Origin of the sequence: Pseudomonas putida (genome assembly GCF_028682635.1) — a bacterium.
GTDB classification, from domain to species: Bacteria; Pseudomonadota; Gammaproteobacteria; order Pseudomonadales; family Pseudomonadaceae; genus Aquipseudomonas; species Aquipseudomonas putida_AE.
On sequence record NZ_JANHLK010000010.1, the window covers coordinates 129,444 to 145,141 of the forward strand.

Below are 15,698 nucleotides of genomic sequence, written 5' to 3' on the forward strand. Positions count from 1 at the left end.
TCCTCAGGATTGCCCTGTCTCGTCTGCCAGCGTCGGTTGCGGCCCGGCTTCGCCCTTTCGCGGTGGCTCGCGCAAAATTCGCAACAGCACCCAGAGACCGATACCGAAGGTCAGCAGGTAAAACACCAGGATCGTCCACGTCGCGCCTATCACCTGCTGGCGCGACACCGACGACAGGCTGTCAGCTGTGCGCAGCAAGCCATAGACGGTGAAAGGCTGGCGACCTACCTCTGTCACTACCCAGCCACAAAGCATCGCGAGGAATCCAGCCGGGGCCATCAGCACACACCCGCGCAGCATCCAACGCGCGGTGTACACCCTATGGCGCCAGCGCAACACCAAACTGGTCAGCCCCTGCCCAACCATCAACAGCCCCAGACCCACCATGAACCGAAACGCGAAAAACACAATCGGCACCGGCGGAATGTTTTCGGGAGGGAATTCGTCCAGCGCGGCGATGGTGCCCGTCAGATCGTGCCGCAGGTACAAAGAGCCAACACGAGGAATAGCCACTTCCCAATGATTCCGTCGTTCGGTCATGTCGGGAATGGCAAACAGTCGCAACGGTTCACCCGCGCCGTCAGGCGGACGCGTCCACGAGCCTTCAATAGCAGCAACCTTCAGAGGTTGGACCTTGAGACTGTGTTGCCCATGCAGATCGCCCACCAGGATTTGCAGAGGTGAGAGTACGACGATCATCCATAACGCCATGGAAAACTGAAGGCGTGCTCTAGGGTTTTCCGGCTGCCGCAATAGTTGCCAAGCGCTGATACCGGCCACCAGGGTGGCGGTGCCGAGAAACACCGCCAGCGTCATGTGGGCCAGCCGATAGGGAAACGATGGATTGAAAATGATCGCCCACCAGTCCTCGGCCATGAAGCGGCCATCAGGGCCCAGGGTGTAACCGGCGGGCGTCTGCATCCAGGAGTTGGCCGACAGGATCCAGAACGCGCTAATCAATGAGCCCACGGCAACCGCACAGGTGGCGAAGAAATGCAGACGAGGGCCGACCTTCTTCAGGCCAAACAGCATGATGCCCAGGAAGCCCGCCTCCAGGAAAAAAGCGGCAAGCACTTCGTAGAACATCAACGGGCCCAGGATATCGCCTGCCTGGGTGGACAGGCGCGACCAGTTAAGTCCGAACTGGTACTCCAGAATCAGACCCGACGCCGTGCCCACCGCCACATTGAGCGCGAATATCTTGAGCCAGTAGAGGTAAACATCCAGATAGATTTTTTGCCCGCGCCACAGCCAGAGACCTTCCAGCACCATCAAAAAATTGGCCAGCCCGATGGTGAGTGCAGCCAACACGATATGAAAGCTTATGGTGATCGCAAACTGAGCACGCGCAGCCATCAGCGCCGAATCAACGGTGTCCATGCCCTCAACGCTCTAACGGGATGACAGAAATCTTGCCGTTACGCTCCAGGATCGCAAACTTGATCTGGTCAATGGTTTCTATGCCTTGGCTTGAGCGGGCCGCTTCCATCACATCTGCTTCGACCAGCCGGGCATGTCGTAGGCGCTTACTTAAAAGCTTTCCGTTTTCAACGATGATGGTAGGACCGCCATCAATGAGTTTTGACACCCAGCCCGAGCGCTGCTTGAGCAGTGAAAGGCCGACATCGATGGCGATCAACGTGACGATCACCAGGACAGAATTTGTCAGGGAAAAGTCATCCCCCAGCAATGCCTGCTGCGTGGCTTCGCCAATGATCATCAACAACACAAAATCGAATGTCGTCAGTTCCGCCAGTGAACGCCTGCCGGCGATCTTGAACAGCACCATCAACACCAGATACATCGCGAAGGCACGCAATACCGAATCCATATATCACCTCAAGGGAAAATGAATTGATCCATGGCCACAGGTGCCGCGCCTGGTGATAACACGCGGGTACTGAACAGTCCCAATCCGTCACCACGCAACGTCATATACAGATTCGCACGTCCTTGGGCATCCGCTTGCAGCCATAGCTTCATACCCTCCCCGCCACTGCTGGCGCGGCCTGGCTCCGGCAGCATTGATTCGATGCTGAAACCATCCAGTAACGCCCCGGAGAGCTCGAGCTCGACCATCGCATCCGGCGCGCCGACTACACTGATCACCATTGGATTGGTCGAACCGTTACGGTGAAAAACCTCGTACTGCACTCTGAGTCTGCCATCGCTGCCCTTGACGTCTCGGGAGCTCATCGGCCCGCGTGAGAACATTCCGCATAATCCCAGCACAACCAACAGCACCAACACGTACCAACCGCATCGCTCGAACCGCCAAACCTTGATCTGACAGGCCATGTCTTCACGAACGGGGTAGTCTCGGTTCTTGTAGTCGTCGTGGCTGCCTTTATCGCTCATGGCATGTTCCTACCCTCGTTCACCCGCCAGTGCACGGCGGTGAAAGTCCGGTAAATGCTTCAACGCGTATTCGGCGGCTTGGCGCTGCACCTGGCAACGAGTGTCGAAAAAACGATGTTTATGACTGAACACACTTCGGCCCTGTTCCGATTGAAAAGCCCAGGCGAAGCAGACTGTTCCTGCCGGAATACCATCGATATCTTCCGGGCCCAGTATTCCAGTGGTCGCCACGGCAACATTGGCCGTGCTGTCGTACAACGCACCCAGGGCCATCTCTCGGGCGACCTCGCAGCTGGTGAGATTGAAGGTCTCGATGGTCTGGGGATTGACTCGCAATAGACGCTGCTTGGCTTCAGGGGAATAAACCACATAGCCACTTTCGATCAGCTCACCGCTTCCCTCGATCTCCGACAAAAGCGTCACAATTTTTCCTGCCGTACACGACTCTGCGGTTGTGAGTACAAGATTGTGCTCACGAAGGTAATCAACAATCCTGGCTGCAATGGACATCACATTTTTTCCGATGAGGTCTTCGCAGTTGACCCTTGCAAGGCTCGTTCATTCCAAGTTCTGCTCACGGGACATGTACTTCCCTGTTCCGAGCCAATTCACTGAGTGCCAAAAAAACAAGGCGATTTGTTAACATCAATAAAATCAATTACTTACCATTCCATAAAATAGCTTTGAATTTTTTCGTGCACTGCCACTCTATGAGCAAATGGAGGGGAATCCATTGACGGACTGCCTATTTTGTGAGCAAACCAGTGTAGGAGGTTTCATGAGCGCGCAGCCAATTGAGTACTCTTTCGAGGTCTATGAGGAGTCTTTCGCTAATGCCCCTGTCTGGAGCGTTGAAGCAACAACGCCCTTCCCGGCTGTGTCGATAGGTGATCGTTTCAATCATCTGGGCCTTGAGGTTGCCTGGGGCAGAACGGCCTCCGAGGAAGAGGAATATCGAGTAGTCGACATCGACCATGTTTTTTCGAATAGCGAAGGCAAGCTTGCTTACAAAAGCAGGGTGAAACTGATGCTGACACACCGCAACCAGGTATTTTGAATAGCCTGGTCAACGCCGTGATGCCAGCCGCTCGACAGAAATCTCAATTCAATCCCGAGCCGCTTGTCATTTGCCAAGGCTTAGGGCAGGGTCGATACCACCGAGATTTCTGTCAAAGGAGTCACCCATGTCAAAGCTATATCCCAGTATCGATCCCGAAGGACTGGTCGAGTACTCAGTGGTCTACACCGACCGCTCGCTCAACCACATGTCGCAGTCATTTCAAGGCGTGATGAAAAACATTTCCAAGACCCTGAAGCAGGTCTACAACGCCCAGGGCGTTGCGGTGGTCCCGGGCAGCGGCACATTCGGCATGGAAGCAGTCGCGCGTCAGTTTGCCACCGACCAGCGATGCCTGGTGATACGCAACGGCTGGTTCAGTTATCGCTGGAGCCAGATCCTTGAGATGGGCAACATACCGGCGGCCACCACGGTGCTCAAAGCCCGACCGGTCGACACAGGTCGCCAGGCGGCCTACGCCCCACCCCCTCTGGACGAAGTGCTGGCAGCCATTGAGGCGTCGAGGCCACAGATTGTCTTCGCCCCCCACGTTGAAACCTCATCAGGGATTATCTTGCCCGACGAGTACCTGCGGGCCGTCGGCGACGCCGTGCACGCGGTGGGTGGCCTGTTCGTGCTGGACTGCATCGCCTCAGGCACGCTTTGGGTCGATATGCACAAATGCGCAGTCGACCTGCTGATCAGCGCACCGCAGAAAGGCTGGAGCGCCTCCCCTTGCTGCGCCCTGGTGATGTTCAGCTCCCTGGCCCTCGCGCGCATCGAGAAGACGCAAAGCAGCAGCTTCGCCTGCGACCTGAAAAAGTGGCTGCAGATCATGCAGGCCTACGAACAGGGCGGACATGCCTACCATGCGACCATGCCCAGCGATTCCCTCGCGCGATTCAACGAAGTGATGAAAGAGACGCAAGCCTACGGTTTCGACAAGGTCCGCGACGAACAGCAGGCGCTGGGCGATCGGGTGCGCGCCATGTTGACCGGCAAAGGTTTCAAAAGCGTGGCCGCCGCCGGCTTCCAGGCCCCTGGCGTCGTGGTGAGCTACACCGATGATGCCGACATCAAGAACGGCAGGAAATTTGCCAACCATGGCCTGCAGATCGCCGCCGGAGTGCCGTTGCAATGCGACGAGCCGGCCGACTTCCAGACCTTCCGCATCGGTCTGTTCGGGCTCGAAAAGCTGCACAATATCGAGCGCACGGTCAGCACCCTCGAGCAGGCACTGGACGAGGTGATGGTTGACTAAGCCCTCATAACGATTTAGCCAATCTGTTGCGTTGACCGGTTGAATCCACAGCCAATAGCGGACATTCAGTCCCGCTATTGTGGCCGACCGCCTTCATGCACCACACGCAAAACCGGTTCCTGCTTTGGTCCCACTGGAGCAACGGTTCGAAGCCCTGTGGAGCGCAGCGGCAACACGCCGAGGGATCTTTGAACAATGCGCAAAAACCGCTCGCGAACTCCTGGATGCGCCACGCGACGTCAGGGTACTGCATGGTGACATCCACCACGGCAATGTGTTGGACTTCGGACCCAAGGGATGGCTCGCTATCGATCCCAAGGGACTGTACGGTGAGCGCGGCTTCGATTACGCGAATATTTTCTGCAATCCCGATAGCAAAAGCGCTCTGGCGCCAGATTGTTTCTCGCGCCGGATCGATATCGTGACACAGGCCGCCGACATCGATCGCCTCCGGTTATTGCAATGGGTGCTCGCCTGGACCGGGTTGTCAGCAGCCTGGATGCTCGAGGACGACATTGAGCCGGCCATCCCCTTTGGGGTGGCGAAGCTTGCAGCGTCGGCGCTTGGGTTGTGAGTTTTACAGTAAGGCACAGCCAGGATAATTTTCTGTCAGCCTTGGGTCGATTGTTACATTGCCGACTCAAAACAATGGAGACCACACGTGAGAAAGCCGCCTATGAAAATCATCATCGAGGAATGGGATGGCGACGGTGCGATTCGAATTCCTGATGAGGCGTTGCAGGAATTGGAGTTGGATGTTGGCGACTCGCTGTACTTGATAGAGGAATTCGTCGGTAACACGCGCTGCCTGGTCCTGTCAACGAAACCTCAAATCGCGGATCGAATAGACGAGTTCACTGAAGCCTGGGATAGCGAACAACACGGTAGCGCCGAGGGTAAATGAGGAAGTCACTCTGCATTCAACCAGGTCGTGAAATACCGTGATGGCGCAGTTTGCGATAGAGCGTATTGCGACTGATCCCCAGGCGGGCGGCAACATGGGCGATATGCCAGTGTTCCGCCTCGATCAACTTCAGTAGCGTCTGCCGTTCGGAAAGTCCAAGCGGATTTTCGGCCAGCGCGGCTGACGCTGGCGCTGCCGGCAGCAACTCCGCCAGGTCGTCCAGGGTGACACGCCCCTCCAACGCCAATGCCACCAGTGTGCGCAGGCACGTACGCAGCTGTCGGACATTGCCTGGCCATGGCTGCGCCAGCAAGCGCTCCCTGACACCCGCTTCCAGCCGAACCCTCGCCCCTGCTGCCTCCTCGCGCAGCAACAGGTCGAGCAAACGGCCCTTGTCTGAACGCTCACGCAACGGCGGGAGCTGCACGGCGAAGCCGGCGATGCGATAGAACAGATCTTCGCGAAAACGCCCTTCGGCCACACAGGCTTGCAGATCCTGGTGGCTGGCACTGACGAGGCGTATGTCGAGCGCACGGGCCGTCGCGCCGCCCAGCGGCACCACCTGGCGTTCCTCCAGCACACGCAGCAGGCGAGTCTGTAACGCCAGTGGCATATCGGCGATCTCATCGAGAAACAGTATGCCGCCATGGGCCTGCTCCAGCTTGCCGATCATCCCGTCCTTGCGTGCGCCGGTGAAGCTGCCGCCGCGATAGCCGAACAGCTCGCTCTCGATCAACGACTCTGGAATGGCCGCGCAATTGATCGCCACAAACGGCTGGCCCGCCCTGGCGCTGGCGCGATGCAGCGCCGCCGCAAAAGCTTCTTTGCCGGTACCGGTTTCGCCCTGTAGAAACACCGGTACATCACGCTCCAGAACACGCAATGCGCGCGCAAAGCCGCGTTGCAGGCGCGGGTCTTCCAGGCACACGTGCACGTCGTTGATCCTGGGAATTGCAGGCGTGACTGAAGGCTCGTGGCGCAAGGGTTCGCGCAACTGTCCGTAGAGCAGGCGCCCATCCATCAGGCGCATTGGCCAGCAGACACTCGGCTGAGCGCTGGCCTGACTCATCACCTGATCGATGGGTGTTTCCAGCAGCATCGTCAGCGATTGTCCAAGCACCTGCTCACGGCTGAGACCCAGCAGCTCCAGCGCAGCCTGATTGACTGAGCAGATACGGGCACTCTCGTCGAAACCGAGCAGGCCTTCGCCCAGCAGTCCAACGAAACCGGCCTCAGGATGAAAGCGCAGCAAGTAGCGCTGCGGATCATGCCCCAGGAAAAAACTGCTCTCGATCAACCTGGCGGACAGGTTGGTCAATGCCATGGCCTTGAAGTGTTGCGCCAGACTGTGTTCCTCCCGCACCGAGGAGAGGTTGAGCACGGCAAGCAACTCTCCGCTCGCATCGAATATCGGGCTGGCCGAACACGTCAGGCCGACGTGCTTGCCGCGGAAATGTTCATCACGACGGATGGTGACGTGCTGCCGCTCGACCAGGCAGGTGCCGACACCGTTGGTACCCTCGCAATCTTCGCTCCATACCGAACCGAGCCACAGTCCGGCACGCTGGAACTCGGCGCGTTCGGAGTCGTTGAACACACTGTCGATCGCCACACCGCGAGCATCGGTAAGTAGCACCACGTGGCCGTCACGCCCGAGCTGCTGGTGCAAACTGCTCATCTGCCAGTGCGCCACGGACATGATGCTTTCCAGCGGCGCGCGGTGATCCTGCAGGCGTGGGTGCTCCACTACATTAGGCGCGCGGCGGCTGGCGGGATCGAGCTGATGCTGATCCAGGCAACGGCGCCAGGACCGTGTGATTGCCAGGTTGACGGGAGTGTCGTGGCTGGCGGGCGTGCCTTGCACGGCTTGGAGCACTTGTTGTGCATGGGCGTTGATCAAGGCCGGCTTCATCGTTCTTGTTCTCCGTTACGGTCAGGACACGGGGCTGTTCGAAGCTTATATGAAAAGATCGCAAACAGCGCTTTTTGCACCGGGTGACACTCTGTCATCCGCCATTCCCAAAATCGTGACATGAATCCGCGCCACAGCCTGGGCGGTACTGCGCCAACCGCTCTGTAACGGGGCTTTCATGAAGATGGCCCGAGCCTTGCTCAAGGGCAGTTGTTACCACAACAACAAGATCGGGAGAGGCTCCATGAACATCGCTGTCGAAACCCCTCTGCAAACGCCAACTGCCCAGCTCGCGGCCTGGGTCGAAAACCTCGGCGAGCGTCTCGCCCAACGTGATCTGGACGGCGCGCTGGAACTGTTTGCGCAAGAGTGTCACTGGCGTGACCTGCTGCTTTTCAGCTGGAACCTGGTGACCCTGGAAGGCCAGCCTGCCATCCGCGACATGCTCGAAACACGCCTCGACCCGACGCGTCCCGAGCAATGGAAACTCGAAGGTGAGGCGACGCTCAATAACGGTGTGCTCGAAGGCTGGATCAGTCTGGAAACCGAGGCGGCGCGAGGTAAAGGCTACGTGCGTCTGAAGGAGGGCCTGTGCTGGACGCTGCTGACGACCATGCGTGAGCTCAAGGGCTTTGAAGAACCCAGGGGCCGTCGGCGTCCAATGGGTGCCAATCATGGTCACGCCCACACCGACAAACGCAACTGGCTGGAACGCCGTCGTGACGAAGAAGCTTCGCTGGGCATCACCACCCAACCTTACTGCCTGATCGTGGGCGGCGGCCAGGGTGGACTGGGGCTCGCTGCGCGGCTCAAGCGAATGGGCGTGCCAACGCTGATCGTCGACAAGGCCGAGCGTCCTGGCGATCAGTGGCGCGGTCGCTACAAGTCGCTGTGCCTGCACGACCCGGTCTGGTACGACCATATGCCTTACCTGCCCTTCCCCGATCACTGGCCGGTCTTCACCCCAAAGGACCAGATTGGCGACTGGCTGGAAATGTACAGCAAAGTCATGGAGCTCAATTATTGGCCGCGTACAGAATGCGTGAGCGCCAGCTTTGACGAGCAAAGTGGCACCTGGAAGGTTGAAGTGCAGCGCGATGGCGAGCCTGTGACTTTACAGCCGACCCAGTTGATCCTCGCCACCGGCATGTCTGGCGTACCCAATGTTCCGGATTACCCGGGTGCCGAGGTTTTCAATGGCCAGCAGCATCATTCCAGCCGCCATCCCGGCGGAGACGCCTGGCGCGGCAAGCGCGCGGTGGTCATCGGTGCGAACAATTCGGCCCACGATATCTGCGCCGACCTGGTGGAGAACGGCGCCGAGGTGACCATGGTGCAACGCTCCAGTACCCACATCGTGCGTTCCGACAGCCTGATGGATCTTGTCTTCGGCGGGCTCTACTCCGAAGACGCCGTGGAAACGGGGCTGACCACGGACAAGGCCGACATGCTGTTCGCCTCGATCCCCTACAAGGTGATGCCAAGCTTTCATCAACCCATCTTTGACGCGATCAAGGAGCGTGACAAGGACTTCTATGAGCGCCTGGCCAAGGCAGGTTTCATGCTCGATTTCGGTGACGACGAATCTGGCCTTTTCATGAAGTATGTTCGCCGTGGTTCCGGTTACTACATCGACGTCGGCGCCAGCGAACTGATTGCCAATGGCACGATCAAGCTCAAGAGCGCGCCTGGCCTGGGTGTCGAACGCATCGAAGCCGATGCCGTCGTGCTCAACGATGGCAGCCGACTCCCGGCAGACCTGATCGTCTATGCCACGGGCTATGGCTCAATGAATGGTTGGGCGGCGAAGCTGATTTCCCAGGAAGTCGCTGACAAGGTCGGCCGCTGCTGGGGCCTAGGTTCTGGCACCACGAATGATCCTGGCCCGTACGAGGGCGAGCTGCGCAACATGTGGAAGCCGACTCAGCAGGACAACCTCTGGTTCCACGGTGGCAACCTGCACCAGTCACGGCATTATTCGCTGTATCTGGCGCTGCAGTTGAAAGCGCGTTTCGAAGGCATCGACACGTCCGTCTATGGACTTGCCGAGAGTCACCATACTGGCTGAGTCAAGGGGCGCCCAGCCTTGGTTGGGCGCCCTCTCCACAGTACCCTGCACGCAGATCCAACTTTCGAATGACCATTCAACGCTGTGTTCGATAATCGATTTGTGTTCGTTAATCGCACGACATCGCGTCTCGGGGCACCCTCCTCGACCCATTGTTTGGCACCCTATGCTCCATTGCATTAACCGTGATTCACGCGGTTTTCCCTTGGATCATTCTGTTCAGCCGAATAAAAACAGGAGTACGCCTTGATCAATAAAACATTTGAATCCGTCGCTGCCGCACTGGACGGCATTGCCGATGGTTCGGTCATCATGGTCGGTGGCTTCGGCACTGCCGGGATGCCGTCGCAATTGGTAGATGGCGTGATCGCTTCGGGCGCTCGCGACCTGACCATCATCAGCAACAATGCCGGCAACGGTGAAATCGGCCTGGCCGCCTTGCTCAAGGCCGGGCGCGTTGCCAAGGTGATCTGCTCGTTTCCACGCCAGTCCGATTCCTATGTTTTCGACGAACTCTACCTGGCCGGAAAGGTGCAGCTTGAGGTCGTGCCGCAAGGCAACCTGGCCGAACGTATTCGTGCGGCAGGCTCTGGCATCGGTGCGTTTTATTCGCCGACCGGTTATGGCACGCTGCTGGCCGAAGGCAAGGAAACCCGGGTGATCGACGGTCGCAACTATGTGCTGGAAATGCCGTTGCACGCCGACGTTGCACTGATCAAGGCCGAAAAAGGCGATCGCTGGGGCAATCTCACCTATCGCAAGGCTGCGCGTAATTTTGGACCGATCATGGCCATGGCAGCGAAAAACACTATCGCCCAGGTCAATCAGATCGTCGAGTTGGGAGAGCTGGACCCGGAACACATCATCACCCCGGGGATCTTCGTCCAGCGCGTGGTCGCCGTGCCGCGCGCCACTTACTCGAACGCCAACGTCAACTGAGGCCCGCCATGACTGTCATGAAAAAACTATCGCGTAGCGAAATGGCCCAACGTGTGGCCGACGATATTCTCGAAGGTTCCTACGTGAACCTGGGCATTGGCGTACCCACGCTGGTGGCCAACTACCTGGGTGACAAGGAAGTGTTCCTGCACAGTGAAAACGGTGTACTGGGCATGGGCCCAAGCCCTGCACCGGGTGAGGAAGACGATGACCTGATCAACGCGGGCAAACAGCACGTGACGCTGCTGGCCGGTGGCGCCTATTTTCACCACGCCGATTCGTTCTCGATGATGCGCGGTGGGCACATCGATATTGCCGTGCTGGGCGCCTTCCAGGTCGCGGTCAACGGTGACCTCGCCAACTGGCACACCGGCGCCGAAGGTTCCATCCCGGCTGTGGGCGGTGCGATGGACCTGGCGACAGGCGCACGCCAGGTGTTCGTCATGATGGATCACCTGACCAAGACCGGCGAAAGCAAATTGGTGCCGCAATGCACCTACCCGCTGACCGGCATTGGCTGCGTGACGCGGATTTATACCGACCTGGCTATTCTGGACGTCACTTCAGACGGCTTGAAGGTCCGGGAGATTGTTGCCGATATCAGCTTTGAAGACTTGCAAACGCTCAGTGGCGTGCCGTTGATTCGATAACAGATCGATTGCGCCGTTTGCAACGGCGCAACTTTCCAGCGGTCGTGGTTGCGAAGCGCTAGCCGGCGAATCATTGCCAATGCGCGCGCAGCAATGCAAAAAACCGCACGTCTATCCAATTCTCCCTTTCCAAAATGCGCGACCATCTCTTCGACTTCCGTGAGGCGATGGACATGCAAGCGATGAATACAACACAGGCTAAAATGAGTGGGTCGCGCCGCCAACCCCAGCCGGTGAGCTGACCCATGCTGGTTGCATCGAAAACCCTGTTTGCCGCTCAAGAGCTGCGAGTCGCTTGCGCGCTTGTTCTGGTCACCTGCACCCCCAGTGGAACAGCCTTGGCGTCGCAAGCGGCGCAACCGTCACAAGGGTTTCGAGAAGGCTCTTCACTTGAAGTGCTCAGTCGAAACTTTTACTTGAGCAATGACTACCGCTCACCTTCGCCTTCAGGCAAAAACTACACCCAGGAATGGGCCCAAGGGTTCATTACGTCGTTCGAGTCCGGATTTACCTCCGGTGCTATTGGTTTTGGCATCGATGCCCATGGGTTTCTCGGATTGAAGCTCGACGGTGGCAAGGGGCATTCCGGGACGGGATTACTGCCACTCGACCAAGAGGGACGTAGCGAAGACGATTATTCCAGTGGTGGTGGCGCCCTCAAGCTGCGCACCTCTCGCACCACCTTGTCGTTCGGTGAAATGACCGTGGAAACGCCGGTATTCGACACGGCGGACAAGCGCCTGCAACCCGAGTACGCCACCGGCCTGCTATTGGATAGCCGGGAAATCGATGACATGCACTTGCTGGCAGGTCACTTCACGGCTTTCAAGAATCAGAACGCATCGACCAGTAAAGGCGATTTCGCAGGTTACGGTGTGAGTACCCGAACGGGCGGCATCGATTTCATTGGCGCCAACCTGTTTGAAGAACGCCCGATAGGGGGTGCGCTTTATGTCTCACAGCTGAGTGACACCTGGCACCAATACTATGGCAACTTGCACCTGAAGCAGTCCGGCGTATTCGTCGACGGCAACGTTTACCACACCAGGGATTATGGCGAGTCGGTGGCCGGAGCCATTGATAACACTGCCTACAGCCTGGCTGGCAAATACACCGCCGCAGGCCATGGTTTCACCCTCGCCTACCAAAAGATCAACGGCGACACCCCGTTCGATTTTGTCGGCGGCGACTCCATCTACCTTGCCAATTCGATCAAGTATGCCGACTTCAATGGCCCCCATGAACGTTCCTGGCAGGCCCGTTATGACCTCGACCTGGGCAGCTACGGCATACCTGGATTGAAATTCATGACGCGTTACGTCAACGGACGCGGTATCGACGGAACCCACGCGCCCCAAGGCGGAGGCTATAACCCTTTCGACGAATCGACTGGAGAGTACGTTCCTCAACAAGGCGATGGTGGACGACACTGGGAGCGCGATATCGATCTTCGGTATGTGCTGCAGTCAGGGCCGGCCAAGGACTTGTCTGTGCAGCTGTCCCACGTGGTCCATCGGGCAAACAGCGCCCAAGGCGGCGGTGACATCGACAGGCTCTACATTGTGATCGAATACCCGCTCAAGTTTGGGCGGTTTTAAAACAGCTCAGGGACAACCTATGGTTCCGTTCAGTCGTCCCTTTGCATCCACGTCTCAACTCATCAGGCGACTGCTCGCCAACCTAATTGGGCACGCGCCTCTTGCAGGTCGGCCTGCATGTCGTGGTTCCACAGCCAGTCGAACCGCTCGGCGAGGGTCTTGCCCAGCAGTTGTTCGTCGTTGGCTACCGCCGGGTCACGCAGTTCATACAGCTCGCCGGCTTCCCAGGAGGTGCGCTGCACACGGCAGGCACGGGGGCGACGGATGGCGTCGTAAGCCGCGAGCACCGCTTGTGGCTGGCTGTCCAGAACCTGCGGATCGGCCAGCAGTCGCGCCAGGAGCCAGGCGTCTTCCAACCCCTGGCCTGCGCCAGCGCCCTGGTGCGGCAACATGGCGTGCGCGGCATCGCCGATCAGCCCTACGCGGTCGTGCACGTAGCAAGGCAACTCGTCGAGTTCATGCAGCGCCCAGAGGGTCGGTGCCGGAATGCATTCGAGCAGCACCCGGGCAGCATCTCCCCAGTGATTGAAGGCAGAGAGCATTTCTTCCTGGCTGACATTGCGCACCCAAGGAGCATCGCTTGGCCAGGTCGGATCAGGGCGGCTGCGATCGGAGATGAAGGCCACGACATTGATAAGGCGGCCCTGTTTGACCGGGAATGTGAGGATATGGGCATCGAGTCCCAGGTACATCTGCGGGACATCGATCAAGTGCTCATCGACACCGCGCGCCCGGTACGCCGCACGCAGCTGTTCGCTGTCGATCATCCCGCGGTAGGCGCAGGTACCGCTGAAACGCGGTGCCACCAGCGGTTGGCCAAGACCGTTGAGCACATGATCACGAATGGAAGACTTGATGCCGTCTGCGGCGATCAACAGGTCGCAGCGATGCTCGGTGCCGTCGGTGAACAGTACGCGAGCCTGGTCGCCATCCTGCTCCACGCTGACGGCACGCTTGCCGAACCGGGCGATGCCTTCGGGCAACTGGCTGGCCAGCGCGTCGAGGAAGTCGGCACGGTGTACCGACGACTGCCCTACCCCTTCAGCCAGGCTGGCACCCAGATAACCGGCATCTTCACCCCGACGCCATTCGAACCAGATGTCCTGCCAAGGGTCCTGGGTCTGGTCGGCAATCTTGCGGTAGGGTTCGGCAATACCCAGGCCCGCGATGGCGCGCACGGCATTAGCGCCGAATGAAACACCTGCCCCCACCTCGCCAAAGGCAGGAGCCGATTCGAACAACTGCACGCTCAGGTGGGAATGACGGCACAGGTCCAGGGCCAGGGCCACGCCGGCAATACCGCCGCCAACAATGCCGATTTGCAGTTTGGATTGAGAAGTACGCATAGCAAGTTACCCATGAGGCTGATTGTTATTGGTGTAGCCAGATCATCGCTATCCGAGCGCTATTGATAAATACCGCAACTGCCATACATTTCATCACGGGTATGAATATTACTTTTGTACACGAGCAGGCATTGGCCAGTGCCCCCCTCCGTGGGCTCTGGCCTTCGTTACTGCGACACGGTTTGCCGGGATGAAGCCGCCTGACGGCTTGAAGCGGTCTGCATGAGAAAGACCAAAATAGCGATCGCGCCTATGAGTCCTGGTACGGCAAAGATGAGGAAGCTCGCCTGCAGCGGCAGTGACGAGGCGTGCAGCGCGCCGCCCAGCAAGGGACCGATGATGGCGCCGGTGCGCCCGATGCCCATCGCCCATCCCAGCCCCGTAGAGCGTATGTGTGCGGGGTAATACTGCACCGTGCAGGCGTTGGCCAGGATCTGCGTGCCAATGGTGCACGCCCCGGCGATGGCGATGAGCAGATAGAGCACGGGTAACGGCGCCTTGAGCGCCAACAGGCTCAGGGCCAAGGCTCCACACGTGAAAAAGGTGAACAGGACCTTGGCGATGCCAATCCGGTCCCCCAGCCATCCTCCAGCGACCGCGCCGATGATCGCACCGAGGTTCAGCGCCAGCAGGAACGCCAGGCTGGAGTTCAGCCCATAACCGGCGGCAGTCATGAGTTTGGGCAGCCACGAGCTCAGTGCGTACACCATCAGCAGGCAACAGAAAAACGCCAGCCACAGCATGAAGGTGTTCACCTTACGCCCGTCCTGGAACAGCTGCGCAATCGACACACTCGTGCCTTTGGCGACCCTCTGGGTCAACTGGTCATTGGCGCCTGGTTGATAAGACGGCACGGCTTGTGCCAGCAGGTGTTGCGCCTTGACGGTCTGTCCGGTGCGCAGCAGGAAATCCATCGACTCGGGCAACTGGCGTATCAGCAGCGGCAGGGCCAACAGTGGGATCAGCGCGACATAGAATACGGCCTGCCATCCCCACTGCGGGATCAGCACCATGCCCAGGCTCGCCGAGAGCATTCCGCCTAACGAGTAACCACTGAACATGATCGCGACCAGGGTGCTGCGCGATTTCTTCGGCGCGTACTCGTTCATCAACGCCACGACGTTGGGCATCACCCCGCCGATGCCAAGGCCGGCGATGAACCGGCATATCGCAAACGCCTCGGGGCTCTGGGCCAGGCCATTGATGGCCGTGACCCCGCTGAAGATGGCGACGCACATCATGATGGTTTTGCGTCGGCCTATCCGATCCGACAATGAACCGAAAAACAACGCACCCAGCATCATGCCCACCAGCGCGCAACTGCCCAGCGCTCCGGCCTGCAACGAACTGAGGCCCCACTCGGCCATCAATGAGGGCAGCACGACCCCATAGATGACCAGATCGTAACCGTCGAAAATGATGATCAGCGCGCACCACAACAGCACGCGCGCATGGAAGGTATTGAAACGTGCCCCGTCAATCAGGGCCGATACATCTATCGTACGCATGGCATCGCTCTTCTTGTCATTGTTATAGAGCCGGAGGATCTGTCGCCTCCGGGAATAGCGCGGTGCCCAGAACGTGCAAGATTGGGCATGGAGTCGA

Annotated in this window: 15 protein-coding genes; 8 read left to right on the forward strand and 7 right to left on the reverse strand. The window is 58.8% G+C overall.

The annotated features are described in order from the left end of the window. Positions 1–3: 3 nt before the first annotated feature. Genes NPS56_RS14800 through NPS56_RS14815 form a run of 4 tightly spaced genes read right to left on the reverse strand, consistent with a single transcriptional unit; the run spans position 4 to position 2,868 of the window. Positions 4–1,380, reverse strand: a complete 1,377-nt coding sequence (locus tag NPS56_RS14800; protein ID WP_274075270.1) for a cytochrome ubiquinol oxidase subunit I — start codon at positions 1,378–1,380, stop codon at positions 4–6. A gap of 4 nt (positions 1,381–1,384) precedes the next feature. After that, a complete protein-coding gene (locus NPS56_RS14805; RefSeq protein WP_274075271.1) occupies positions 1,385–1,831 on the reverse strand; it encodes a DUF421 domain-containing protein in 447 nt (148 codons plus the stop codon). An 8-nt stretch (positions 1,832–1,839) separates the two neighbouring features. After that, on the reverse strand, positions 1,840–2,358 hold the full coding sequence (locus NPS56_RS14810) for a hypothetical protein (protein WP_274075272.1): 519 nt from the start codon (positions 2,356–2,358) through the stop codon (positions 1,840–1,842). A gap of 9 nt (positions 2,359–2,367) precedes the next feature. Next, positions 2,368–2,868, reverse strand: coding sequence for a CinA family protein (locus NPS56_RS14815; RefSeq protein ID WP_274075273.1), 501 nt, complete (start codon positions 2,866–2,868; stop codon positions 2,368–2,370). A 268-nt stretch (positions 2,869–3,136) separates the two neighbouring features. Here NPS56_RS14815 and NPS56_RS14820 point away from each other — a divergent pair, with 268 nt between their 5' ends. The 4 genes from NPS56_RS14820 (at position 3,137) to NPS56_RS14835 (ending at position 5,580) form a co-directional block, all read left to right on the forward strand. Next, entirely contained in the window at positions 3,137–3,415 is a 279-nt protein-coding gene (locus tag NPS56_RS14820) for a hypothetical protein (protein ID WP_274075274.1), read from the forward strand. A 127-nt stretch (positions 3,416–3,542) separates the two neighbouring features. Then, a complete protein-coding gene (locus NPS56_RS14825) occupies positions 3,543–4,676 on the forward strand; it encodes an aminotransferase class V-fold PLP-dependent enzyme (protein WP_274075275.1) in 1,134 nt (377 codons plus the stop codon). 79 nt (positions 4,677–4,755) lie between these two features. Beyond that, positions 4,756–5,250, forward strand: a complete 495-nt coding sequence (locus NPS56_RS14830; protein WP_274075276.1) for an aminoglycoside phosphotransferase family protein — start codon at positions 4,756–4,758, stop codon at positions 5,248–5,250. Positions 5,251–5,352: 102 nt separating this feature from the next. Further along, the gene (locus NPS56_RS14835) at positions 5,353–5,580 is read left to right on the forward strand and encodes an AbrB/MazE/SpoVT family DNA-binding domain-containing protein (protein WP_274075277.1); all 228 of its coding nucleotides are present in this window, start codon (positions 5,353–5,355) and stop codon (positions 5,578–5,580) included. A 16-nt stretch (positions 5,581–5,596) separates the two neighbouring features. Here the strand turns inward: NPS56_RS14835 and NPS56_RS14840 are convergent, their stop codons facing one another. After that, complete coding sequence (locus NPS56_RS14840) at positions 5,597–7,492, reverse strand: sigma-54-dependent Fis family transcriptional regulator (protein WP_274075278.1); 1,896 nt, start codon at positions 7,490–7,492, stop codon at positions 5,597–5,599. 244 nt (positions 7,493–7,736) lie between these two features. Between NPS56_RS14840 and NPS56_RS14845 the strand changes: the two genes are divergently transcribed. From NPS56_RS14845 to NPS56_RS14860, 4 genes are all read left to right on the forward strand, one after another. After that, entirely contained in the window at positions 7,737–9,560 is a 1,824-nt protein-coding gene (locus tag NPS56_RS14845; protein ID WP_274075279.1) for an NAD(P)/FAD-dependent oxidoreductase, read from the forward strand. Positions 9,561–9,806: 246 nt separating this feature from the next. After that, positions 9,807–10,499 (forward strand): 3-oxoacid CoA-transferase subunit A, encoded by a 693-nt coding sequence (locus tag NPS56_RS14850; protein ID WP_274075280.1) that lies wholly within the window; start codon positions 9,807–9,809, stop codon positions 10,497–10,499. Between the two features lie 8 nt (positions 10,500–10,507). Next, entirely contained in the window at positions 10,508–11,149 is a 642-nt protein-coding gene (locus NPS56_RS14855; RefSeq protein ID WP_274075281.1) for a 3-oxoacid CoA-transferase subunit B, read from the forward strand. A 245-nt stretch (positions 11,150–11,394) separates the two neighbouring features. Further along, complete coding sequence (locus NPS56_RS14860) at positions 11,395–12,747, forward strand: OprD family porin (protein WP_274075282.1); 1,353 nt, start codon at positions 11,395–11,397, stop codon at positions 12,745–12,747. A gap of 62 nt (positions 12,748–12,809) precedes the next feature. On the opposite strand, the gene salA is transcribed toward NPS56_RS14860, so the two are convergent. Together salA and NPS56_RS14870 are read right to left on the reverse strand one after the other, a co-directional pair. Beyond that, a complete protein-coding gene (gene salA, locus NPS56_RS14865) occupies positions 12,810–14,093 on the reverse strand; it encodes a salicylate 1-monooxygenase (RefSeq protein ID WP_274075283.1) in 1,284 nt (427 codons plus the stop codon). A 167-nt stretch (positions 14,094–14,260) separates the two neighbouring features. Then, entirely contained in the window at positions 14,261–15,601 is a 1,341-nt protein-coding gene (locus tag NPS56_RS14870) for an MFS transporter (protein ID WP_274075284.1), read from the reverse strand. Positions 15,602–15,698 lie beyond the last annotated feature (97 nt).